This is a genomic window from Proteus sp. fly-1013, from assembly GCF_040140245.1.
Taxonomy (GTDB): Bacteria; Pseudomonadota; Gammaproteobacteria; order Enterobacterales; family Enterobacteriaceae; genus Proteus; species Proteus mirabilis_B.
In genome coordinates, this window is record NZ_JBEEWD010000005.1 from 89163 (window position 1) to 115128 (window position 25966).

General features: G+C 35.7%; 17 protein-coding genes. 10 read left to right on the plus strand and 7 right to left on the minus strand.

Annotated elements, in window-relative coordinates:
* Window positions 1-100: 100 nt before the first annotated feature.
* Complete coding sequence (locus tag ABN236_RS11015) at window positions 101-1501, minus strand: alanine/glycine:cation symporter family protein (RefSeq protein ID WP_088494893.1); 1401 nt, start codon at window positions 1499-1501, stop codon at window positions 101-103.
* A gap of 195 nt (window positions 1502-1696) precedes the next feature.
* Here ABN236_RS11015 and clcA point away from each other — a divergent pair, with 195 nt between their 5' ends.
* Window positions 1697-3118, plus strand: coding sequence for a H(+)/Cl(-) exchange transporter ClcA (gene clcA / locus ABN236_RS11020; protein ID WP_349473972.1), 1422 nt, complete (start codon window positions 1697-1699; stop codon window positions 3116-3118).
* Between the two features lie 68 nt (window positions 3119-3186).
* On the opposite strand, the gene tehB is transcribed toward clcA, so the two are convergent.
* The 5 genes from tehB to ABN236_RS11045 all read right to left on the minus strand — a co-directional run bounded on the left by tehB (window position 3187) and on the right by ABN236_RS11045 (window position 7797).
* Entirely contained in the window at window positions 3187-4041 is an 855-nt protein-coding gene (gene tehB, locus ABN236_RS11025; RefSeq protein ID WP_088494891.1) for an SAM-dependent methyltransferase TehB, read from the minus strand.
* A 78-nt stretch (window positions 4042-4119) separates the two neighbouring features.
* Window positions 4120-5292 carry an NAD-binding protein gene (locus ABN236_RS11030; RefSeq protein ID WP_349473973.1) on the minus strand — a complete coding sequence of 391 codons (1173 nt, stop codon included), beginning with the start codon at window positions 5290-5292 and terminating at the stop codon, window positions 4120-4122.
* 22 nt (window positions 5293-5314) lie between these two features.
* A complete protein-coding gene (locus ABN236_RS11035; RefSeq protein ID WP_088494889.1) occupies window positions 5315-6400 on the minus strand; it encodes a linear amide C-N hydrolase in 1086 nt (361 codons plus the stop codon).
* A gap of 230 nt (window positions 6401-6630) precedes the next feature.
* A complete protein-coding gene (locus ABN236_RS11040; protein ID WP_088494888.1) occupies window positions 6631-7209 on the minus strand; it encodes a YceI family protein in 579 nt (192 codons plus the stop codon).
* Between the two features lie 33 nt (window positions 7210-7242).
* A complete protein-coding gene (locus ABN236_RS11045; protein ID WP_194950973.1) occupies window positions 7243-7797 on the minus strand; it encodes a cytochrome b in 555 nt (184 codons plus the stop codon).
* Window positions 7798-8829: 1032 nt separating this feature from the next.
* On the opposite strand from ABN236_RS11045, the gene ABN236_RS11050 reads away from it, so the two are divergent.
* The 9 genes from ABN236_RS11050 to ABN236_RS11090 all read left to right on the plus strand — a co-directional run bounded on the left by ABN236_RS11050 (window position 8830) and on the right by ABN236_RS11090 (window position 23601).
* Window positions 8830-9657 (plus strand): MurR/RpiR family transcriptional regulator, encoded by an 828-nt coding sequence (locus ABN236_RS11050; protein ID WP_088494885.1) that lies wholly within the window; start codon window positions 8830-8832, stop codon window positions 9655-9657.
* 242 nt (window positions 9658-9899) lie between these two features.
* Entirely contained in the window at window positions 9900-10649 is a 750-nt protein-coding gene (locus ABN236_RS11055; protein ID WP_349473974.1) for a YadA-like family protein, read from the plus strand.
* 233 nt (window positions 10650-10882) lie between these two features.
* Window positions 10883-11371: an N-acetyltransferase gene (locus tag ABN236_RS11060; protein ID WP_102949475.1), complete on the plus strand. Its 489-nt coding sequence runs from the start codon at window positions 10883-10885 to the stop codon at window positions 11369-11371.
* A gap of 329 nt (window positions 11372-11700) precedes the next feature.
* A complete protein-coding gene (locus ABN236_RS11065) occupies window positions 11701-13260 on the plus strand; it encodes a sulfatase-like hydrolase/transferase (RefSeq protein ID WP_075673699.1) in 1560 nt (519 codons plus the stop codon).
* Window positions 13261-13406: 146 nt separating this feature from the next.
* Window positions 13407-14291, plus strand: coding sequence for an OmpG porin family protein (locus ABN236_RS11070; protein ID WP_194950977.1), 885 nt, complete (start codon window positions 13407-13409; stop codon window positions 14289-14291).
* A 36-nt stretch (window positions 14292-14327) separates the two neighbouring features.
* Window positions 14328-16493, plus strand: coding sequence for an autotransporter family protein (locus ABN236_RS11075; protein WP_349473975.1), 2166 nt, complete (start codon window positions 14328-14330; stop codon window positions 16491-16493).
* A gap of 12 nt (window positions 16494-16505) precedes the next feature.
* The gene (locus ABN236_RS11080) at window positions 16506-19571 is read left to right on the plus strand and encodes a chondroitinase family polysaccharide lyase (RefSeq protein WP_349473976.1); all 3066 of its coding nucleotides are present in this window, start codon (window positions 16506-16508) and stop codon (window positions 19569-19571) included.
* A 54-nt stretch (window positions 19572-19625) separates the two neighbouring features.
* Window positions 19626-22667, plus strand: a complete 3042-nt coding sequence (locus ABN236_RS11085) for a chondroitinase family polysaccharide lyase (RefSeq protein ID WP_349473977.1) — start codon at window positions 19626-19628, stop codon at window positions 22665-22667.
* A gap of 547 nt (window positions 22668-23214) precedes the next feature.
* The gene (locus ABN236_RS11090) at window positions 23215-23601 is read left to right on the plus strand and encodes a hypothetical protein (RefSeq protein ID WP_349473978.1); all 387 of its coding nucleotides are present in this window, start codon (window positions 23215-23217) and stop codon (window positions 23599-23601) included.
* Window positions 23602-24890: 1289 nt separating this feature from the next.
* Here the strand turns inward: ABN236_RS11090 and ABN236_RS11095 are convergent.
* Window positions 24891-25952, minus strand: a complete 1062-nt coding sequence (locus ABN236_RS11095) for a glycoside hydrolase family 88/105 protein (protein ID WP_194950981.1) — start codon at window positions 25950-25952, stop codon at window positions 24891-24893.
* Window positions 25953-25966 lie beyond the last annotated feature (14 nt).

Genomic DNA, 25966 nt, shown 5'->3' on the forward strand with positions numbered 1-25966 from the left:
ATTTCTCAAACCTCAAGTTATCACCATAAAAAAACCGCATACTTATCGCGAGAAAGCATGCGGTTTTATGTTGTGTTGTTAGCCAATAAGTAAGAACGAGTTACTCTGCTTCGGCTTCTTTTTTACTCACTGAGTGAGTTTCTTTATCTAATTCAATATTATCGGCGTTAACATCTTTTATATGATCTCTTGTTAAGCGATAAACAACAGGGCTTAATAAAGCTAATGCAATTAAGTTAGGAATAGCCATCATTGCATTGAGTGTATCGGCTAACAACCACACAAACTCTAACGATTGTGTCGCACCAACCGGTAACGCAATTAGCCATGCAACTCTAAATGGCATAATCGCTTTAGGTCCAAAAAGATATTGCACACATTTTTCACCGTAAAAACTCCAGCCTAAAATCGTGGTAAAGGCAAAAATAGCTAATGCAATTGCCACAATATAGTTACCACCCGGAATAGCGATAGAGAACGATGCGGCAGTTAAAGTTGCTCCACTTTGCCCTGTTAACCATTGCCCTGTGATAACAATGGTTAATCCGGTAACAGAGCAGACGATGATGGTATCAATAAACGTCCCCAACATCGCAATTAAACCTTGGCGAACAGGATTTTGTGTTTTTGCCGTCGCATGGGCAATTGGCGCACTACCCAATCCAGCTTCATTTGAGAAAACACCACGCGCTACACCAAAACGGATCGCCGCCCAAACAGCCGCCCCCGCAAAACCACCTTGAGCAGCAACAGGTGTAAATGCTGATTTAACGATAAGGACAATTGCATCAGGGATCGCAGTCGCATTCAGTGCGAGAACAACAATACCTGCACCAAAATAGCCGACAGTCATAATAGGAACTAATTTACCGGCAACATCAGCAATACGCTTAATGCCCCCGATGAGTACAGCACCAACTAAAACAACGAGCACAATAGCGGTAATTGTCGTCGAAATACCAAAGTTACTTTCCAGTACATCAGCGACAGAGTTTGCTTGTACTGTATTACCAATACCAAATCCCGCAAAACTACCAAAGACAGCAAAAACAGTACCTAGCCAAACCCAGTTTTTACCTAAGCCATTTTTGATGTAATACATTGGACCACCGACATAGTTTCCGTATTTATCAACTTCACGGAAACGTACAGCAAGTACGGCTTCTGAATATTTAGTTGCCATTCCCACTAATGCTGTCATCCACATCCAGAACAATGCACCAGGACCACCTAAGACAACCGCTGTTGCAACACCGGCAATATTACCGGTTCCGATGGTGGCAGATAGCGCAGTCATTAAGGCATTAAATGGCGATATTTGCCCTTCACCTCTTTTGTCATTTTTTTCAAATAAAAGCTTAAATCCTGTTCCTAACTTCCTAATCGGTAAAAAGCCAAGTCGAAACTGCATAAAAAGGCCGATACCGAGAATACCGACAAGCATCGGAACTCCCCATACCACGCCATTTATAGCGCTTAATATATTTGTGATGAAATCCATAATTTACCCTTTCTCGTCCAAATGTTATCTAAATATGTATTTTTTGTTATCAATTACACTAAAGATGAAAAAGTGAAAATATGCTAGAAAAAAAAACGACTAACTCTAAAATTGGCTTAGTTATGTGAGAAATATCACTTCATTATTAAATTACGCTATCATTAGGTTCATCGTTACAATACTTCAATCAAAGTTATGCATAATCATAAATCAGCACAAAACAGCCAAAATGAACGACGTTTTAATCTGTTCAGAAAAGCGCAAGAAACCAACCTTGCACCACTAAAGATCCTGTTATTGTCCGCTATAGTCGGCTCTTTAGCTGGGCTAGTGGGTGTTTTATTTGAAAAAAGCGTTAGTTGGGTGATTCATTTTCGACAAGAAGAATTTATTAAAACCTTTACCAATCCTTATATTCTAGCGATCTGCACATTACTCTTTTCCTCTATTCTGGCAATGCTGGGATACTATTTAGTCAAGAAATTTTCACCCGAATCAGGGGGCTCAGGAATACCTGAAATTGAAGGTGCCATGATAGATATTCGCCCTGTTCGTTGGTGGCGAGTATTACCTGTAAAATTTATTGCCAGTATTGGGACTTTAGGTTCTGGAATGGTATTAGGGCGAGAAGGCCCAACGGTACAATTAGGTGCCAATATTGGTCAGCTCGTAAATGATATTTCTCGAGTAAAAGATAAAGAGTCACGCCATACTCTATTAGCGACCGGAGCTGCAGCAGGATTAACTGCGGCTTTTAATGCTCCTCTGGCTGGTATTTTATTTATTATTGAAGAAATGCGTCCTCAATTTAAATACAGCCTTATTTCAATTAAAGCCGTCTTTATTGGCGTGATTATGTCTTGCATTGTTTTTCGCCTATTTAATGGTGAAGGTGGTGTTATTCATATCGGTAAATTTTCATCTGCACCACTAAATACACTCTGGTTGTATTTAGTTTTGGGTATGTTATTTGGCATTATTGGCGTTATTTTCAGTAAATTACTTTTTTATGTTCAAACCCAGTTTCAACATTTTTATCAAGATAAAACATCACGTTTCGTTTTAACAGGCGGGATCATCGGTGGGCTTTGTGGCTTATTAGCACTAATTATTCCTGAAATAACGGGGGGTGGATTTAGTATTATTCCAGCATTAAGCACAGGGCAATATTCTCTTATCGCGCTATTACTTTTCTTTGTTTTACGAACTATAACATCCATTATCAGTTTTGCCTCTGGTGCTCCTGGCGGTATATTCGCCCCCACTCTGGCATTAGGTACGCTATTTGGCAGCGCCTTCGGATTAACTGCAACCTTACTTTTCCCTGATTATCAAATTCAAATTGGTACGTTTGCTATTGCAGGAATGGGCGCTTTATTTGCAGCAACCGTAAGAGCACCTCTAACCGGGATCGTCCTCGTATTAGAAATGACGGATAATTATCAACTTATCCTACCGATGATCATTACCTGTTTAGGTGCAACAATGTTGGCTCAACTATTAGGTGGTCGCCCTATTTATACGGTTTTATTAGAACGAATATTGCAAAAGTCTGAGGCAAAAGAACAAACAAACCAAGCCGATGACATTAAAAGTGATAAATTACCACAACAATAAAACTCGCTTAAACAGACAAAAAATACCCCAATTATTTGGGGTATTTAAAAAGAGACGATTGAACTTAACTATTTTTTACGTGCGATTAAAGTAGCAAAGTTTAAGGCGATACGATTTCCATTTGCATCTGTTTTATGTAGATGCCCTGGGTTTTCATTATATTTAATAATTTCCCAGTCTTTATAATAATCAGCTAATTCGTTTGGACGTAAAAAGGTTTTAAATGGAATTTCAGCAGGATCACTATTTGGCGTTTCAACAGGGCAAACAATCACATTAATACCGTTAGAGTTGGTACATTCCTGCATATTTTTAATAATACTTTCAATACGTTCCCGTTGACAGAACATCAATACAACCGTTGAAAGAATAATATCGTATTTCTCTGTCAGTGAAGCTTCATTAATATCATATAAGCCGCTTTTTACCGCTAACCCTGTTTTGGTTTTAACTGCTTCAATGGCATCAATATGTGAAGCATTAATATCTAACGCTGTTACATCATAACCTTGAGACGCTAAATAAAAACTGTTTCGACCACGACCTGCACCTAAATCTAACACCTTGCAAGGTTGGGTAAACGTTGCCATATAACGTACTTCAGAATGTGGTAATGATAAGTCGTTTTCTTTAAATAGCTTATCTTCAGGAGCACATAAAAAAGAGAGCTGACAAAGAACATCATCGCTTGCTTTATCTATTTTATGCCACTGTTGAGGTTGAATTAAAGGTGGCTGATTTTCAGTATCACACTCCACTGAAATTTGTGAACCATCATCATTAAAAACAACAAATGTCATGTTACCTTGCAATACCCGCATTTGAGCATAAGTGCCTTCCTTTGTATTGTGGCGTTCTAATAACGCTAAAGGAATGGATGTACGAGTCCACTCTGGCATTGTTTTATAACTTACAAGTTCCATAATTCAACCTCACTTAAGATGCATTTTAAATACATCTTATGGTAATCATTATCTTTCGTAAAGAAGGTTTTATCAAAATTATGATTTTAAATATTTGTTTAAAAGCAAATCAGTCACATCCGATGAAGAAATAGATTCACCACACAAAACTTTCATCATAATTTCTTTACCTAATGATGCTAAAGAGAACAACATATCTGGGCGTAACCGACTGATTTTATCTCTATTTTCATCTTGATTAATAATAGTGATCAATTTGGCATCGACATTAGAACATTCTTGGATAGTCAGTAAAATAAAGGTATTTTCTGCATCACTTTCAGATAAAGTCGCCACCCAACTCGCTTTCGCAATATTGGCAGATAGCAATGTTTTAAGATTAGTAGGATCACCTTCAATAATATTGGCTTGCGTGTCATAAGAGGCTTTACTTTTATCGGTACAAATCGCAATAACCGGTTTTCCTTGCTCTCTTAGCCCCTTTTCTAATTGAGAAGCTAATGCTGATGAACCAATAATAATAAAATGATTATGCATTTTAGCGATCCTTTTCTTAACAATATCGCGAGTGCCACGCGCAAGAAATCCCATGACGTACACAATGGACGTAGTAAAAACAGTTATTCCTAAGATAACAACAGTGAGAGTAAAAATACGTGCATTCGTGCTAATTGGCACAATATCGCCAAATCCTAGTGTCGTCATACAGACAATAGAAAAATAGAACGCATCCATCAACGTTGTAATATGAGGCTTAAACTCATCACCAATATAAAGGCTTCCCAGCATTGAGAATAACAGCAAAGAAAGGATACAGATAAAAGCCACAAAGCCAGCACTAGTTAAACTATGATGCGGAAATGCACGCCAACTCATTAACAGCCCAATCGCTAAAATAAAAGAAAAATAGGATTGAAAATCCATTTGCTGATAAACAGCGACATCAAGAAAAATAATGGTGGCTAATAAAATCAAAGAGACGCACCACGCAATTCTGACGCCCAAATACATAAATATTGAAAGCAAGATTAAGGCACAAGCTAACATGACCTTGGGTATATCAAGCAGTTTTAATACCCCTAAAGATTTAAGCCATGCTGAAAACCCATGAATTTCCCAATCCAGATAAATGCCACGAGACAGCAAAATAGAGTAAATGATAAAAACACCATTTAAGATAAGTAATAAAGACATCATTTTTCTTGTCACTTTAGATGTCTCTATCACATTTAGTATTGCGGATAATTTCATATTAGATATCGTAAATACTCAGCTAGTTATTTAAAGGAATATTATCTAATCCTTGAAATTTAAAAGGTTCTGCGGGTTTAAAATGACTTGTCGCATTCGCTGAATAGATTATCGACTGCTCTTCACCTAAAGGTAATGTCATTACTTTTCCACTCTCTTTTGAAAAATCAATTTCCTTTAAATTAACCCAAAAGGTATTCGGCGATAATGCTGATTCGAAAAAATATAATTGATTTTTATGATCAGCAACAGTTCTCCAGCGTGTAGATGAAATTTCTGGTGACTCAACCGTACTTAATCCATAAGGCACAGATACATTTCTGATCACACCAAATACGCTAGCAAGAGATTTTTTACTCGATTGAGCTTTAGGAATGGCATTAACATAAAAAGAAGCTCTGGCAAAGCGATCTGAAGCTCGGTTAGTCCCCGGTAACATCACGGTTCCACCAATTTGTTGCCAATAACTATTTAACGCTAATTGTTCTGAAAAAATAGGTGAGTTCGTCATCACTTGATACTCTTTGCTGTGATGAATCACTTGCTTGCCATTAATATATTCAATAATGGCACTATCTCCCGTTGCATCTGAAAGCGAGAGGTGTAATGTTGCCATTCTATCTTGCCCAGGAACTTTATCTGTTAATACAATAAAAGGCTCACTGTCTAATGCATTCACAGCTTCTTCAACTGAAGCAAAATTATCTAACACATATTGCGCCCATGCAGAAATTGAAATTGCCGGTTTCTCTTTGGTATATGCTGGATAATCTGATTCTGCTAACCACAATAAATTAGCCACTAAACCTTTTTCATTCATACCATCTGTCGTAGAAATATCATAACCGGATGCAATCACACTTCCATATTTAGATGTCCATTTTATTGAGTTATCACCCGCTTCTCCTGAGCGTTGCATTCCTTGTGGAAATATCCATAAATTTGTTCCTATGTCATATTTCCAGTCCATCGAGCGAGCTGTGATAATTTGGTTATTGTCACCTAAATAAACAAGTCGAGTACATGCATCAGCATCTGTAATACCTACTGTAAAAAAACCAGATATAAGTAGAGTGCCCAAAAAAGTATGGCGTAATTTTTTCATTATGACTCTTTCCTGTTAAACAAATGGATAGCTTCTTGGTTATGACCTTTCTTTGTACGGACTTAAAATAGATAAAGCCTCAACATAAATATTAATTCTATAAAAAATAAGAATTAGTACTTAAGTATAAGATCATTCATCATAATTGTGCATAAAAAAACCGATACGTTAAGGTATCGGTTTATAAATCATCTAGGTAATAAGAGGCTTTGTTGCCCTAAAAAAGCATTTAATTACGCTTTTTTTACACCTTCAACAGAGATAATTAATTCTGCTTCTTGTGATTTTGGTCCTAAGTCTGATTTAAAATTAAACTCTTTCAGATTCACTTTACCTGTTGCTTCAAAACCAGCGCGATAACCTTTCCAAGGATCAGTACCTTCGCCAATTAATTTTGCATTTAATGAAACAGGTTTAGTCACACCATTTAATGTCAAATCACCGGTAACAACATAGTTTTCGCCATCACGAGTAACTTGAGTTGAAACAAATCGGGCTTCAGGATATTTGCTTGCATTAAAGAAATCAGCGCTACGTAAGTGCTTATCACGTTCTGCGTGATTAGTGTCTAAGCTTCCTGTTTTAATCACAACATCAACTTTGTCTTTTGATGGATCTTCTTTATCGTAACTAAATGTACCATCGAAATCTTTAAAAGTGCCGTATAACCAGCTATAGCCTAAATGTTGGATACGAAACTGTACAAATGCGTGTTGGCCTTGTTTATCAATAGCATAATCTGCGGCTAAAGCAGTACTTGCATTAAATAACAACGCACCTGCGGTTAAACCTAATAAAGCTTTCTTAAACATCGTTATCTCCATAATTTCGTTTTATAAGTTTAATTATTTAGTTCGCATTCCTAGCATGCGTTTTAACGTGACATCTTTATCAATAAAATGATGTTTTAAAGCGCCAGCAGCATGTAATAACGATAATAAAACCACTGACCAGGCTAAATAAAGATGAATATCACCTGCTAAATCCGCTTGCTCGGCTTCCCCTGTAAAAATGGCAGGCACAGAAAACCAATCAAATACAGATATAGCTTGTCCATCAGCGGTTGAAATTAAATAACCACTAATCAGAATAGAAAATAAGATTAAATATAAAAGCATATGTGCAATATGGGCACTAATGCGTGTCAACTTACTATAACTTGATAAAGCTTTAGGAGATGGAGAGATCCAACGCCATATCACACGCACTATCAAAATAATAAACAAAAGAATACCAATGCTCTTGTGTATTTCAGGTGCAGAATGATACCAACTATCATAATACCCTAGCGTCACCATCCACAGCCCTAAAGCAAACATACCATAGACAGTCAGCGCCGACCCCCAATGTAAAAGGAGAGACAAGTGCCCATAGCGAGACGCATTATTTCGCCATTGCATAATAAAAATCCAATAGTTTCTAATTCATTACAATAATGTTATCTAGTTTAGTGTATTGAGAATAAATTGTTAGCCCATAATCCAACAAATAATTTGCTTATCATTATCAATAATAATCAATAAGTAATGGGCTCTTATTAGTCACTCTGTTGATTATCTAATCAATGACATTGTTGGGTCGGATTTTTTTAAAATAAGATAGGTGTATTGGCAGGTGTTTATATACATAATAAAAAGAATAGATAGAGATAGAGAAATAAAAATAAGAGGCAAAACAAGAGGCGAAATAAGATCAATACAACAATTGTCCAACCATAAAAACAATTGTATTTTTTACTTATTCTAAATTAGAGCTTATTAAAAAAAATACAATAATAATGAGAGGAACCGTAAAAAAAACGGATAACCAGCGCATTTCTCGTACAACACCAAAAATAATCCCAACAATACAAACAAAAAATATAACTGGCATCATTTCTGAGTAGTGATCATGACAATAGTACATTAATAAATTAATCCACGAATGATCGTTTTGCATATAAAAATTTCAACCAATAAAAATAAATTTAAATTAAGATAGTGATAAATTACTATCATTAACAAATAAAACAAGTGTCGTATTATAAATATCAATCATCGCGCACAAAGATATTAAAACACTCCACATTTTAAATAGAGACAATATTAGCAAATAAAAATAACAATCTAAGTTAAATTTCTGACAATATAAAACAAACAAGGTCAAATAAGGCTAATCCATTCAAATAAAATCAACATTATTATTAATATCACATTAGTTAAATGAAATAATAATTTCATTTAATTTCAAATAAAGAAAATTAATTTCGAGAAGTGATAATAAAAGTAATAAAGAATAAATAAAATAGAGTTTTAAACATCAAATAATTACCTTTAGGTCATTCATTTACTTGGAATTAACTCTATATTTCATTTTAATTGCTATTAGCTAAAAACATTCAAATCTCAAGCAAAAAACACTACAATTACAATAGTATTTTTATTGAGGGCACTATGTCTACTGCAACAAATCTGAATGAACTACAGGAACAAGTTCGCTCCCGCTATAATGGATTAAGTAAAAGGCTACAGCAGGTTGCACATTATCTACTTGATAATAAAAACAGTGTGGCATTTGATACAATTGCGATCCTTGCAGATAAAGCAAATGTTCCTCCATCGACATTAATTCGTTTTGCCAACGCATTTCATTTCAATGGCTTTAATGAAATGAAACAATTATTTCAAAATCATTTGATGAATGAAATGATAAACGAAAATGAAAATTTAACTTATAAACAAAAATATAAAGAGGAGCTTCCTAATCTGAATGAGCCTGCCTATATTCTGCAAGAATTTGCACAAGCAAATAGCCATTCATTGCAACAATTGGCAAATCAGACTCACAGAGAAATGTTAAATAAAACATTACAATTACTCGAACACGCTGACACAATTTATATTTGTGGCTTTCATCACTCATTCAGTGCTGCAAGTTACTTTTTCCATGCTCTCTCGCATATCCCTTGTGAGACTGTTTTTGTCAACAGCCTAGGTGGGATGTACAAAGAGCAATTGAGAAATATTACACATCGTGATGTGCTCTTTGGCATTCACTTCCACCCGTATTCAGATGAAATGCAAAAAATGTGTGAAATGGCGACTTACAAAGAAGCAAAACAGATTATTGTTACTGATAGTCCAATTAGCCCATTAGCAAGTCTAAGTGATGTTTGTTTAACAGTTAAAGAAGCTCAAATAAAAACCTTTCGTTCTCAAACGTCAACAATGTGTTTACTACAAGCAATTTCCGTCGCTTTTGCTTTTAGAAAAAAAAATTAATAACTTTATATCCTAAACTGCATCTTAATTAAGGTGCAGCTTTCCATAAAATAGATAGTTATAAAATGGACAATTATAAAATACTATTTAATTAAATATAACTATTAACTACATATTAAATAGCTTAGCATTTTATTTAAAACTATTTTTAAGAGCAAATACAGAATGTTTTATTTGTGATGAGAAAAGCAATCATTTAGCATTAATTCATACCACCAAAGATCATTACAGGATTAAATTAAATGCTATTTAAAAAATTATTTTTAATTGTTTTCTTATTTCCAACCCTCTCCTATTCTAATACTCATTCAATAAAAGAAAATAAAGAAGATCCAATAGTCGTTAATATTCCTAGTATTTCATTAGGTGAAAAAAGTAACGCATCTGGTAACGGTTCAATTGCAATAGGAACAAATAGCCAAGCTAAAAATACACACTCAGTTGCTATTGGGGCTAATTCATTAGCAACGGAAGAAAATACAGTATCGTTTGGTAATATTGAAAATAAACACACTTCTCGATTAGTTAATATTAGTGATGGTAAAAACAATACAGATGCTGTTAATCTTATTCAAACTAAAAAACTGGTAGATAAAAATAGAATAGCAACAAATAATGCCATCAATCAGCTAAAGAGAACTGTCAGTACAGATATCAGTGATCTCAAAACCCATGTTAATGATTTTGATAATTATTACAGAAAAAGACAGGCTGAAATCACAGATTCAATTGCAAATTTAGATAAAGAAATTATTGCGTTAGAGAAAAAAGTATTTGCTGGCATTGCTTCATCTGTTGCAATGACTAGCATTCCATATCTTAGCCATCACACCTTAAGTGGCGGAATTGGTATTAGTAATTATCGAACAGGCACAGCATTTGCTGGCGGTGTACAATATAAGCCGAATAACGATATTGCATTTAGATTAAACTCCTCCATTAATAGTGAAAAAGAAATTATTATTGGCGGTGGATTAGCTTATGGTTGGTAAACGATCTTCTTTTCTATAATTAAATTATTAAAAGATAACCTTATAATTAAAGCAGTAATTAATACGTAATATTACTGCTTTTTTTATAAAAAGTATTTCAAGTCATAATTAATAAAAATAAATTATCTAATGAAAAATTGATAAGTTTAACTTTAGTATTTCTAATATATTTTTGTAATATAGATTATTTTTTATATACTAGGATTATAAGCTAGAGTAAAAAGGAATAAAAAATGAATTACATATTTCAAAAAATGACTGCCAAAGATATTAATGCAGTCGCACTATTATTACAGGCAAATTCTGAATCTCAGCAAGGTGGATTATATGGCGAATATCCTCTAGATAAAGTTGAGGCGATGTATCAAAGTAGCACTAACACCATTGTTGCACTTTACCAAGAAAATATTGTGGCTGTTGTTTTTAGCTTTCCTGTTACCTCTTTTTCGATCCCACCAATTGCTCAAGCTATTAATCAACACTTTCCAGAAATAACACAAAATAATTGGTTTTACGGTCCTGTTTGTATAGATAAATCTCACCGTGGAAAATCCCTATTAAAAGATCTCTACCAGCAGATCTGTTCTTTACATGGCGGGCATCCTATTGCATTTGTGAATAGTGAAAATATTCGGTCACTAAAAGCACATCAAAAATTAGGTATGGAGATCGTTAAAAATTTTGAGTTCAAAGGCACATCTTGGTGGGTCATTAAAGGATAATGAAAACAAACGAAAGAAAAATACTTACACTTTCTGTTATTCAGCTTTCTGGCAAAAAATGGAGGCTTTTAAGTATTTTTGCTATCGCCATCACAAAATAAATAATATCCATATAAATCAGTGTAATATATAAAATAATAAAAAGTTAATCTATTCTTAACAATATCTCAACTCCTATTTTAGCTGTCAAATTGCTTACAATTTGACATCATTCTGTGATCTCCCTTTCAATTCTTGATCTTTCGTTAACTTACTTTTTGATCTTATACAAAAGTATAAATAAGATAAAAGACACCAATTCGAAAGTAAACGTAAAATAGGAGGAAGCAATGACTGTTTCCCGCAGAACTTTTATCAAAGGACTCGCAGCCAGCGGTGCAGCAATGACTGTTTCTACCCCTGTTATTGCTAATTCAGGGAATTCGGCTTCTAACACGCGATCGCGTCCAGAGAATGCCCCTAACCTATTAATTGTTTTCCCAGATGAAATGCGTGCTCATGCATTACAGTTTATGGGGGAAGACCCTTCAATTACACCTAATTTGAATAAATTTGCGAAGCAAGCCAAAGTAATGACGCAGATGGCTTCAAACTACCCTCTTTGCTCTCCATTTCGCGGCATGTTTATGACAGGCCAATACCCTGTTCGTAATGGTATTACAGGAAATGCGCATGACTATGGTGGTAAAGTAGGTATTGATTTATCTCCTTATGCCAAATGTTGGTCTGATGTTTTAAAATCGCTCGATTACAGCACTGGTTATATCGGTAAATGGCACCTTGATGCGCCTTACGAACCATTTATTGAAAGTTATAACAATCCAATGGAAGGCCGCTATTGGAATGAATGGGCAGCACCAGATAGACGCCATGGTTTTGATTTTTGGTATTCTTATGGCACTTACGATTTACATTTAAAACCAATGTATTGGGCAAACGATACCCCTCGTGATAAGCCAATTTACATTGATCAATGGGGACCTGAACATGAAGCTGATATGGCAATCAAGTTCCTCAAAAATGAAAATAATCAATTTAGAGACAATTCAAAACCATTTGCATTAGTGGTTTCAATGAATCCACCTCATTCACCTTATGATCAAGTACCGAAAAAATACCTCGATGCTTATCAAGGTAAGACCTCAAAAGAGCTAAATACGCGCCCTAATGTGCAGTGGGATACTGAATATCAAGAAGGTTATGGCCCTCAATATTTCAAAGAATATATGGCGATGGTCAATGGTGTTGATGAGCAATTTGGTCGCATCGTAGATGAATTAGAAAAACAAGGTCTTGCAGATAATACTCTCGTTGTTTTCTTCTCTGATCATGGCAGTTGCTTAGGAGCAAATGGACAAGCAACAAAAAATAATCCTTATGAAGAATCCATGCGTGTTCCTATGATGTTTCGTTTACCAGGTAAAATTAAACCGGGTTCTGACGATGCATTAATGTCAGCACCAGATATTTATCCGACTATCTTAGGGCTACTTGGTTTATCAGAATGGATCCCTGATTCAGTAGAAGGTACTGATCTTGCAGATAGAGTAGTCACAGGCAAAGGCGACACAGCAAACTCTCAGCTTTATCTCTTTATTCCTTATGGTGAACCTTCATTTGGTAAACGAGGGGTAAGAACCAAAACTCATACTTTGGTTATAGATAGACAAGATGGGCAACCATTGAAATATACTTTATATGACAATGTGAACGATCCATATCAAATGAAAAATATTGCCAAAGATAATATGCCTTTAATTGAGAAATTAATTAAAGAAGAATTAACCCCTTGGTTGGAAAAAACAGGAGATTCTTGGCGCGCTACTGAATTCATTACGGCAACAACCAATAAATTAAATAAAACAATATCGACATGTAAAGAAAAATAATAAAAATATCTGCGCCATAATTTTATGGCGCTATATATAAACCCAATTCGCTGATATAAAAAATCCTTTTAATAATATAAAGGGAAAGATGTCCTACACCTAAAAACTGACACAAATAAAAGCGAATAAAGAATTGGATATATACCATGAACAAACTTCGTATTGCTCTTTTTTTACCTCTTCTTGGCTTAGGTTTAACTTCTTTTCATACTCAGGCAGCTAATGTCAACGCCATGTTTTCTTGGGAAACAGCAGATTACGATACACCAAATAACTATGCTGGTTATCGTGTGGATTTTAATATTAATCCAGATAAATCTAACTGGTATTTCGATGTTGGTTTTCGTCAACGTGAGCATGACAATAAGAACCGTTATCAACGTTATGATTTACAGGGTAGTTATCGTTTTAAATTAAATAATGGTTGGATCCAACCCGGTTTAAAAGTACGTCAAGATCTGACTAACTATGATAATGGTAGCCGCTTAACCATTGATTTTTATGAATCAAAAACCAATTACCAATTTCCAATTAATAAAGATTGGGTTTTAACGGGTAGCGTTTTATTTGGCTTACAAAAGAAAGAAGACAAACGTAGTAATGGAGTCACAAATACGGATTATTTAGGCTGGGAAATTGAACCGGGTCTACGTTATTTTGTCACTCCTAATATTAATACAACTGTGGCTTATTTTGATGGTGGTAAACAAGCAATACGACATGAAGAATACGACACAAAAGAAACAAACCATAATCAACAATTACGTATGTATGTAAACTGGACGACTCCAATAGGATTAATTGTTTCTCCATCAATGCGTAAATCTATTTTTGGAAAAATAGAAGATAGAACAAATAAAGGCGTTTATATCGAAAAAGATATGACACGTTATACCTTACAAATGGCTTATCAAATATCACCTCAATGGCGAGTCATGACGGAATATTATAATGAACGAGTTGAAAATAAAAACGATGGAAGTAAATCAACTCAGGATTATTTCAAAGTTTCATTCCGAGCAACATTCTAATAATTAAAATCATATAATTGTTCATGGAGTTATATTGTGAAAAATAAAAAATTGTTATTTTTGAGCGCTGCTATTTTATCAGCTATTTATGGTTCAGCATGGGCGGCAGAATGTGATCCTACTTTAAATATCTGTGAAACAGTTAATATTAATGACGGGAATACAGCTCAAATAAATAAAGATGTTACTGTTTCTCAAGGTGATGGCGTTGTATTTAATGGCTCATCAACAGAATACAAAGCTCAAGCAATTACAAAAAATATTACTGTTACTGGTGATGGAGCCAGCGCCATCAAAATAAATCAAGGGGCTTCTTTTAGCAGTAATATCAACTTAAATGGCGCTAATGTGACCAGTGAAAATGGTACAGCCATATTGGTTGAAGGTGATTTCCCTAAACGAGGTACGGGAGTTTATATCAGAGACGGTGCCATTATTCGTGGAAAAACGGCAGCCATTGATTTTAGAACACTGAAAACAGGCTTTAGAAGTGATGTAAATGGCGAGATCCATGGTGATATTTTAGGAAATGGCCATGCGGATACCAAAATAAATTTCGCTTATCAAGGTGGTGCTCAAAATGCCCTATTTGATGGATATAAAATTACAGGTGTTCCATTAATTGAAAATCACGGCAATTTAACTATCCAAGGAAAAGATAGAACGATCCACTGGGAAGGTAATTTCATGAATAAGGAAAATAGCCAGCTAATTTTCCGCCTTGATGATAATACCAATACTGATGAAACTATTCTTCATGTTGACGGTGATGTCACCTTTAAAAAAGGTAGCCAAGCCAAATTGGATTTTAAAGGCACCAGTGTCGATAACATCATTAATAAAGATATCGTATTAATTTCTTCCAATTCAGCTATTAAAGATGAAGCTGGGATTACGGTTACAGATGCGAATGCTATTGCACCCGATGTTTCACCGTTATTAGAAAAAACAGATTCATGGTTAGAGACTACACCACCTAATATTAGCGGTGGTGTTAGTGGCAATCAATTAGTTGCGCGTTATGGCATTAGCTACGAAGGTGGTAATAACTTTATTAGTGCTGCCGAACGTGGTGGTGTCAGTGAAAATGGATTAGCAGCAGCCAATTTTGTTATTCCAACTGTATTAAATGAATTTAATAATACGCGTAGCCAAGTTTCAGATGAAGCACTGAGCCTATTAGTCGCAGCTGGAAATGACGACAATAATATTGCTGCATTATCAAATGATTTAGCCCCTATTGCCGATGGTAGTGATATTCAAGCGGGATTAATCATGGTTGAAGATATGCGCAATAATATTGCTCATCGCTATTTACGCTATGATAACCAATTACCTATTGAAGAAAGAGAAGCTGGCTGGAATAGCTGGGCTAATGTGTTGTACGGTTATGGTACGCAAAGCAATCAAGGTGGAATTAACGGTTACAACACTTACCGCACAGGTATTCAAATCGGTACTGATTACGAAATTAATCAAGATGCTCTTATCGGTGTTTCTTTTGCTTATAACTACGCAAAGGCTGATGCCAAACAACGTAATGCAAGTAAAGAAATTAGCCATTTTGAATTTATGCCTTATACCGGTTGGTATAGTGACACATTATTCCTAAATGGTAATTTAAATATTGGTTATTACACTGTCGATAGCGAACGAGATATTGGTGGTAATACTGGATGGGAAGGAAATACCAAAGCAAAAGGTGACTATTCTGGTGTGCAATTAGGTTATCAAATTAACGCTGGAACCTATTTTGATTTTGATTTCATCCATATTAAACCAATGCTGACTTACCAATATCAATGGCTAAATATTGATTCATGGGAAGAAACGGGTTCTGCATTATCTATGCGAACTTATGGTCAACGCTACGCTGTTAATCAATTAGGTGGTTCAGTCGCTTTATGGAATAGCTATCAAACCTCTTATGGCAAATTAACTCCATCCCTTAATCTGCGTTATTTCAAAGATATTGCAGGTGACAATAATATTAATCAACGTCATAGCCTCACTTATTTTAATACAGGAGGAAGCACCTTCGATATTAAAGGAAATCGCGTTGGTGGCGACATTATTAGTGCTGAATTAGGTGCCAATCTTGATATTACCCAATCGTTAAATTTAGGCACAACAATGGGATATCAGCGTTATGACAAATTCAATGAAGGACGCATTGGCTTCACTGTTAGCCAGCGTTTCTAAGGAGAAAAAATAATGCCGATATTTCGCTTTACTGCACTTGCTATAACACTGGGGCTATTATCAGCCCCTTATAACGCGCTTGCTGCCACCAGCAATCCTGCATTTGATCCTAAAAATCTGATGCAGTCAGAAATCTATCATTTTGCGCAAAGTAACCCATTAGAGGACTTTTCATCAGATAAAAACTCAACACTGACGTTATCTGATAAACGTAGCATTATGGGAAGCCAATCCCTTTTGTGGAAATGGAAAGGTGGCAGTAGTTTTACTTTGCATAAAAAACTTATTGTCCCAACAGATAAAGAAGCGTCTAAAGCATGGGGACGAGCATCAACACCTGTTTTATCATTTTGGCTTTATAATGAAAAACCCATTGATGGTTATCTTACTATCGATTTTGGGGAAAAGCTCAATTCAACAAGTGAGGCGCAAGCGGGTTTTAAAGTAAAACTAAATTTCACTGGCTGGCGTGCTATTGGGATCTCTTTAAATAACGATCTTGAAAATCGAGAGATGACCTTAAATGCAATGAATACCTCTTCTGATGGTACTCAAGACAGCATTGGTCGCTCTTTAGGTGCTAATGTCGATAGCATTCGATTTAAAGCCCCTTCTAATGTAAATCAGGGTGAAATCTATATCGATCGCATTATGTTTTCTATCGATGATGCTCGCTATCAATGGTCTGATTATCAAGTTAAAACACGCTTATCAGAGCCTGAGATCCAATTTCATAACGTGCAACCTCAGTTACCCGTGACACCTGAAAACTTAGCAGCGGTTGATCTTATTCGTCAACGCTTGATTAATGAATTTGTCGGTGGTGAAAAAGAGACAAATCTCGCACTAGAAGAAAATATTAGTAAATTAAAAAGTGACTTTGATGCACTCAATATTCACACTTTAGCGGATGGTGGAATACAAGGGCGACATCTGATCACGGACAAACAAACTATTATTTATCAGCCAGAAAACCTTAATGCTCAAGATAAACCACTTTTTGATAATTATGTCATTCTTGGTAACTACACGACATTAATGTTTAATATCAGCCGGGCTTATGTTCTTGAAAAAGATCCGACACAAAAAGCTCAGTTAAAACAGATGTACTTATTAATGACAAAGCATTTATTAGATCAAGGCTTTGTTAAAGGGAGTGCACTAGTCACAACCCATCACTGGGGATACAGCTCTCGTTGGTGGTATATTTCTACACTATTAATGTCTGATGCCTTAAAAGAAGCAAATCTACAAACTCAAGTTTATGACTCATTACTGTGGTATTCACGAGAGTTTAAAAGTAGTTTTGATATGAAGGTAGGAGCAGATAGTTCAGACTTAGACTATTTCAACACCTTATCTCGTCAGCACTTAGCCTTATTACTGCTAGAGCCTGATGATCAAAAACGCATCAACTTAGTTAATACTTTCAGCCATTACATCACTGGGGCATTAACCCAAGTACCACCAGGCGGTAAAGATGGTTTACGTCCTGACGGCACAGCGTGGCGACATGAAGGTAACTATCCGGGTTACTCTTTCCCTGCCTTTAAAAATGCCTCTCAGCTTATTTATTTACTACGTGGCACACCATTTTCAGTGGGTGAAAGCGGTTGGAATAACCTGAAAAAAGCGATGGTTTCAGCATGGATTTACAGTAACCCAGAAGTCGGATTACCTCTTGCAGGGCGACATCCCTTTAACTCACCTTCGTTAAAATCAGTTGCTCAAGGCTACTACTGGCTTGCAATGTCTGCAAAACCATCTCCTGATAAAAAGCTCGCTTCTATTTATCTTGCGATTAGTGATAAAACTCAAAATGAGTCGAATGCTATTTTTGGGGAAACTATTGCACCAGCTGCTTTACCTCAAGGCTTCTATGCCTTTAATGGTGGTGCTTTTGGTATTCATCGCTGGCAAGATAAAATGGTGACATTAAAAGCTTATAACACCAATGTTTGGTCATCTGAAATTTATAACAAAGATAACCGCTATGGTCGTTATCAAAGCCATGGTGTAGCCCAGATAGTCAGTAATGGCTCGCAGCTTTCGCAAGGCTATCAACAAGAAGGTTGGGATTGGAATAGAATGCCAGGGGCAACCACAATTCATCTTCCTCTTAAAGAGTTAGACAGCCCTAAGCCTCATACGTTAATGCAGCGTGGAGAGCGTGGATTTAGTGGAACATCAGCTCTTGAAGGTCAATATGGCATGATGGCATTTGATCTGATTTATCCTGCTAATCTTGAGCGTTTTGATCCTAATTTCACTGCGAAAAAGAGTGTATTAGCCGCTGATAACCACTTAATTTTTATTGGTAGCAATATAAATAGTAGTGATAAGAATAAAAATGTTGAAACTACCTTATTTCAACATGCCATAACGCCATCATTAAATACCATTTGGATTAATGGGCAAAAAGTTGAAGCCCTACCTTATCAAACAACACTAAAACAAGGTGATTGGTTAATTGATAGCAACGGTAATGGTTATTTAATTACTCAAGCTGAAAAAGTGAATATCAGTCGTCAACACCAGACTTCGGCTGAAAATAAAAATCGCCAGCCAACAGAAGGAAACTTCAGTTCAGCATGGATTGATCACAGTGTTCAACCTAAAGATTCTAGTTATGAGTATATGGTCTTTTTAGATGCAACTCCTGAAAAAATGGGAGAGATGGCTAAAAAATTCCGTGAAAATAATGGGTTATATCAGGTTCTTCGTAAAGATAAGGATGTTCATATTATTTACGATAAACTCAGCAATGTGACGGGATATGCCTTTTATCAATCTGCTTCAATTGAAGATAAATGGATCAAAAAGGTTGATAAACCCGCGATTGTGATGACTCATCATCAAGGAAATACACTCACTGTTAGCGCTGTTACACCGGATTTAAACATGACACGCCAGAAAGCAGCAACTGCTGTTACGATCAATGTTACCGTCAACGGGAAATGGCAACCTACTGATAAAAATAGCGAAGTAAAATATAACGTTTCAGGTAATAACACTGAACTGACTTTTACCAGTTACTTTGGTATTCCACAAGAAATCAAACTTTCACCTCTCTCTTGATATCACTAAAAGGAACGCACTCGCGTTCCTTTTTTATTTGCAGGAAATCTGATTATGCTAATAAAAAACCCTTTAGCACATGCAATGGCATTAAGCTTATGTTTATCATTACCCGCACTGGCATTACCTTCTCTTTCCCATGAAACTTTCGGCGATATTTATCTCTTTGAGAGCGAAATACCTAACACCCTCACCACTTCAGATAATAATCAATTATCACTGAGCAAACAGCACGCTAAAGATGGTGAACAATCGCTCAAGTGGCAATATCAACCACAAACCACATTAACGTTAAATAATATTGTTAATTACCAAGACGATAAAAATACAGCGACACCACTCACTTTTATGATGTGGATTTATAATGAAAAACCTCAATCTTCCCCATTAACATTTGCATTTAAACAAAATAATAAAATTGCATTACGTTTTGATACTCAACTAGATTTTACGGGATGGAGAGGTATTGCAGTTCCTTTTCGCGATATGCAAGGCACTGCAACAGGTCAATTTGATCAATTAGTGATAACAGCCCCAAATCAGGCAGGAACTCTCTTTTTTGATCAAATTATTATGAGTGTACCTTTAGACAATCGTTGGGCAGTTCCTGACTATCAAACACCATATGTAAATAATGCCGTAAATACGATGGTCAGTAAAAACTGGAGTGCTTTACTGATGTACGATCAGATGTTTAAAGCACATTATCCAACTCTAAATTTCGATACCGAATTTCACGATGATCAAACTGAAATGGCATCAATTTACCAGCGTTTTGAGTATTATCAGGGAATTAGTAGCGATAAAAAAATTACCTCAGACATGCTAGATAAAAATTTAGCGCTTTGGGAAAAATTAGAATTAACCCAACACGCTGATGGCTCAATAACAGGAAAAGCACTAGATCATCCTAATCGACAAAACTTTATAAAAGTTGAAGGTGTATTTAGTGATGAGACAAAACAAGCATTGCTTGATGCTAATATGCTAAGAGATGTGGGCAAAACACTTCTTCAAACCGCTATTTACTTGCGCAGTAATTCCTTATCAGCAACCGATCGAAAAAAATTAGAAGATCTCTATTTATTAGGAACTCGTTACGTCCTTGAACAAGGTTTTACACAAGGTAGTGGTTATCAAATTATCACTCATGTTGGCTATCAAACCAGAGAGCTTTTTGATGCATGGTTTATTGGGCGTCATATTCTCGCAAAAAATAACCTTTTAGCCCCCACTCAACAAGCAATGATGTGGTACAACGCCACTGGACGAATTTTCGAAAAAGACGATGAAATCGTTGATGCAAACGTTGATATTCTCAACACTCAATTACAGTGGATGATAAAAAGCTTACTGATGTTGCCAGATTATCAACAGCGCCAACAGGCTTTAGCACAACTACAAAGCTGGCTAAATAAAACCATTCTAAGCTCAAAAGGCGTTGCCGGTGGTTTTAAATCTGATGGTTCTATTTTTCATCATTCACAACATTATCCAGCCTACGCTAAAGACGCATTTGGAGGTTTAGCACCAAGTGTTTATGCGTTAAGTGGCTCGCCTTTTCGCTTATCAACTTCAGCACATGAGCGTTTAAAAGATGTTCTGTTAAAAATGCGGATCTACACTAAAGAGACACAAATTCCTGTGGTATTAAGTGGCCGTCATCCCACTGGATTACATAAAATCGGGATCGCTCCATTTAAATGGATGGCCTTAGCAGGAACCCCTGATGGTAAACAGAAGTTAGATCCCACATTATCCGCTGCTTATGCAAAACTAGATAGCAAAGCACATTTTGAAGGTATTAAGGCTGAAAATGAACCGGTTGGTGCATGGGCAATGAATTATGCATCAATGGCAATACAACGCAGAGCATCAACACGGTCACCGCAACAAAGCTGGCTCGCAATTGCTCGTGGTTTTAGTCGCTATCTTGTTGGTAATGAAAGTTATGAGAATAACAATCGTTATGGACGCTATTTACAATATGGACAATTAGAAATTATTCCTGCTGATTTAACTCAATCAGGGTTTAGCCATGCTGGATGGGATTGGAATCGATACCCGGGAACAACCACAATCCATCTTCCATATAACGAACTTGAGGCAAAACTTAACCAATTACCTAGTGCGGGTATTGAAGAAATGTTGCTTTCAACTGAGAGCTATTCTGGTGCCAATACATTGAATAACAACAGTATGTTTGCTATGAAATTACATGGCCACAGTAAGTATCAACAGCAGAGCTTGAAGGCAAATAAATCCTATTTCTTATTTGATAATAGAGTGATCGCTTTAGGCTCAGGTATTGAAAATGATGATAAACAACATTCGACAGAAACAACACTATTCCAGTTCGCTGTTCCTAAATTACAATCAGTGATAATTAATGGCAAAGAGATTAATCAATTAGGTACTCAGTTAACTTTAAATAATGCAGATACTTTAATTGATCCTGCTGGTAATTTATATAAGCTAACTAAAGGGCAAACCGTAGAGTTTAGTTATCAAAAACAGCATTCACTTGATGATAGAAATTCAAAACCAACAGAACAATTATTTGCAACAGCTGTTATTTCTCATGGTAACGCACCAAGTAATGCAAATTATGAATATGCAATAGCTATCGAAGCACAAAGTAATAAAGCCCCCGAATACACGGTATTACAACATAATAATCAGCTTCATGCGGTAAAAGATAAAATAACCCAAGAAGAGGGATATGCTTTTTTTGAAGCCACCCAGTTAGATTCAGCGAATGCAACATTATTATCCAGTGATGCACCGGTTATGGTCATGGCTAAAACACAAAATCAGCAATTAACATTAAGTATTGTTAACCCTGATTTAAATTTATATCAAGGTATAGAAAAAGATCAAATTGATGATAAAGGTGATCAAATCGAAGTTAGTGTTTATTCTCGTCATTGGCTTACAGCAGAATCGCAACCAATAAATAGTACCATTACCGTAAAAGGAATATGGAAATTAGTAACACCTCAAGCCGGTGTTATTATTAAGCATCACAATAACAACACTCTTATTACGACAACAACAATACAGGCAACGCCTACTGTTATTAATCTAGTTAAGTAAATTTGGTAATTTTAAACTAAAAGGTCTCGATATAAAAATATCGAGACTTTTTTTATTAAAAAAGCTAACGAATTAATTATTTAAAAGAGCAAGAACAAATCGATAGCCTTATTATTAAAAATAAATGTGTTGTGTTCAATGCTTATTTTGTTATTCTCTGCGCGGGTGCTTGGATCAATCTGGTTCAAGCATTTTGCCAACACCAGAAAGAGAAAAGCCCCGGAAAATATATTCATATTAACCGAGGCGGACTCAAACCCTAACAATTTGATTCTGCCTCCTTATAAAGGAGCTGTCAAGAAGATGAACAAACATTCTCTGATTAGTGTGATTGTTATTAGTATAAATATCACGGTATTACTGATAACTTTATTCTATAATAATCCAATCGAGAATTTCACCATTAATAGTGAATATATAAATGTTCAGGTTAAGTTTATCAATAATAAACACTGACCTTGTGGGGGAGCATTCCCCCACAGTTTTCTCATTAATTGATTACTGTTTAATCTAAGCACCCAAATTTATAATAAGAGGTAACAGATTATTGTTACCTCTTATTTTATTAGCTATCCCAATTAACGAATCAATTAATTATTTAAAAGAGCAAAAACAAATCGATAGCTTTATTATTAAGAATAAATGTGTTGTGCTCAATGCTTATTTTGTTATTCTCTGCACGGGTGCTTGGATCAATCTGGTTCAAGCATTTTGCCAGCACCAGAAAGAGAAAAGCCCCGGAAAATATATTCATATTAACCGAGGCGGACTCAAAAACAGACAATTTGATTCTGCCTCCATTTTTATCGGAGTGCAAGAGGAAATGAAAAAATATTCTTTAATCGGGCTAATGATCGTGACGATGATAATATCAAGTAACGTATTATTAGAGCGTAAATATCTTATTTACGCATACCAAACAATGGATATTTAATTATTCAGGTTAATATAGCTTTTACTTTATATTAATTTTGTGGGGGAGTGTTCCCCCACAGTTTCCTTCTTCAATGATGGTATGTTTATCTCAGCACCCAAATTTAAAATAAGAGGTAACAGATCAGCGTTACCTCTTATTTAATTAACCACACCTATTAACGAATTAATTAATTATAAAAAAAGTAAAAACAAATCGATAGCCTTATTATTAAAAATAAATGTGTTGTGCTCAATGCTTATTTTGTTATTCTCTGCGCGGGTGCTTGGATCAATCTGGTTCAAGCATTTTGCAAGTACCAGAAAGAGAAAAGCCCCGATTACGTTATTCAACATTAACCGAGGCCAAATCTTACCCAACAATTTGATTTTGCCTCTATCTTTATCGGAGTGCAAGAGGAAATGAAAAAATATTCTTTAATCGGGCTAATGATCGTGACGATGATATTACCAAGTAATGTATTATTAGAGCGTAAATATCTTATTTACGCATACCAAACAATGGATATTTAATTATTCAGGTTAATATAGCTTTTACTTTATATTAATTTTGTGGGGGAGTGTTCCCCCACAGTTTCCTTCTTCAATGATGGTATGTTTATCTCAGCACCCAAATTTAAAATAAGAGGTAACAGATCAGCGTTACCTCTTATTTAATTAACCACACCTATTAACGAATTAATTAATTATAAAAAAAGTAAAAACAAATCGATAGCCTTATTATTAAAAATAAATGTGTTGTGCTCAATGCTTATTTTGTTATTCTCTGCGCGGGTGCTTGGATCAATCTGGTTCAAGCATTTTGCCAACACCAGAAAGAGAAAAGCCCCGGAAAATATATTCATATTAACCGAGGCAGACTCAAACACACAACAATTTGATTCTGCCTCCATTTTTATCGGAGTGCAAGAGGAAATGAAAAAATATTCTTTAATCGGGCTAATGATCGTGACGATGATAATATCAAGTAACGTATTATTAGAGCGTAAATATCTTATTTACGCATACCAAACAATGAATATTTAATTATTCAGGTTAATATAGCTTTTACTTTATATTAATTTTGTGGGGGAGTGTTCCCCCACAATTTCCTTCTTCAATAATGGTGTGTTTATCTCAGCACCCAAATTTATAATAAGAGGTAACAGATTACCGTTACCTCTTATTTTATTAAAAATAAAAAAGCCGACCTTATTTTTTGGTCGGCATCCTAGATAGGAAAATATTGCGCGGAAGGCATGTGAAGCGCAAGAAAAACAACAAAGCGTCAATATCAAAGCTCTAGCAATTTTACAAAAGATTTAAAACTTCACTTCCTGCCAATAAATAAACACCAGCACCATAATCCATATTATGTTCAAACTTCACTTCACGAGGGTTAAATGCCGGAAGTTGAACCCAACCTATCATGCCATTGTCATGAATACAGGTTTGTAATGCTGACCATGCTCTATTTAATGCAGGAAAATACACATCTTTCTCTAATATTCCCTGATTAATTCCCCATGCTAATCCATAACAAAATAACGCTGTCGCTGAACTTTCTGGAGCAGGGAAATTATCGGGATCGAGTAAACTAGTCCGCCAAAAACCATCTTCATGTTGATAATCTAGGATGGAGGTCGCTAATTCTTTAAACAATGCAATATAACGTTCACGATCATGATAATCATCAGGCATATATTTTAAGATACGCGGTATCGAAGCTAAAACCCAACCAATGCCACGGCTCCAAAATACTTTTTCACCATTAGCTTCGCGTAATTCATTACCTTGACCATCAGGAATATAGCGATGATCACGGAAGATAAGCCCTGTTTCAGGATCACGTAAATGGTCAATCGCATCCCAATAAGCTGTGTGCATATAATCTAAATAGCGTCGTTCATTGGTGATTTCAGCTAATGCAGCAAATCCTGGAGGCGCCATAAAAAGCGCATCACACCACCACCAATCTTCGCGGCCAGGCTTTGGCTCATTAAGCATGATATCAAATGCTTTGATTGTTGGTTCAATCACTTCAGATTGTTCAAAAAGCGGGCTAATGGCGAGATAAGCTTGAGCGCAAACATGATCATCAGCAAAACGAGCATTAGGACCTGTTCTAAACCCTGTATGCAGTGTGTAATTCAATATGCCATTAAGATATTCTTCGTCTTGTGTAGCTTGCCATGCCGCACTTACACAACTCCATAAAACACCGCGTTCCCAATCTGTATCTTTAATAAAACGGGTTTTACCACTACGGCGACGAACACTGCGAACTTGATTAGCCGATTGATAACGATACACTCGCTTCATGTTTTGTAATACAAGCTCTCTTTGCAAAGTCTCTGTATTAGCGTGTTCCATCCTATTTCTCCATG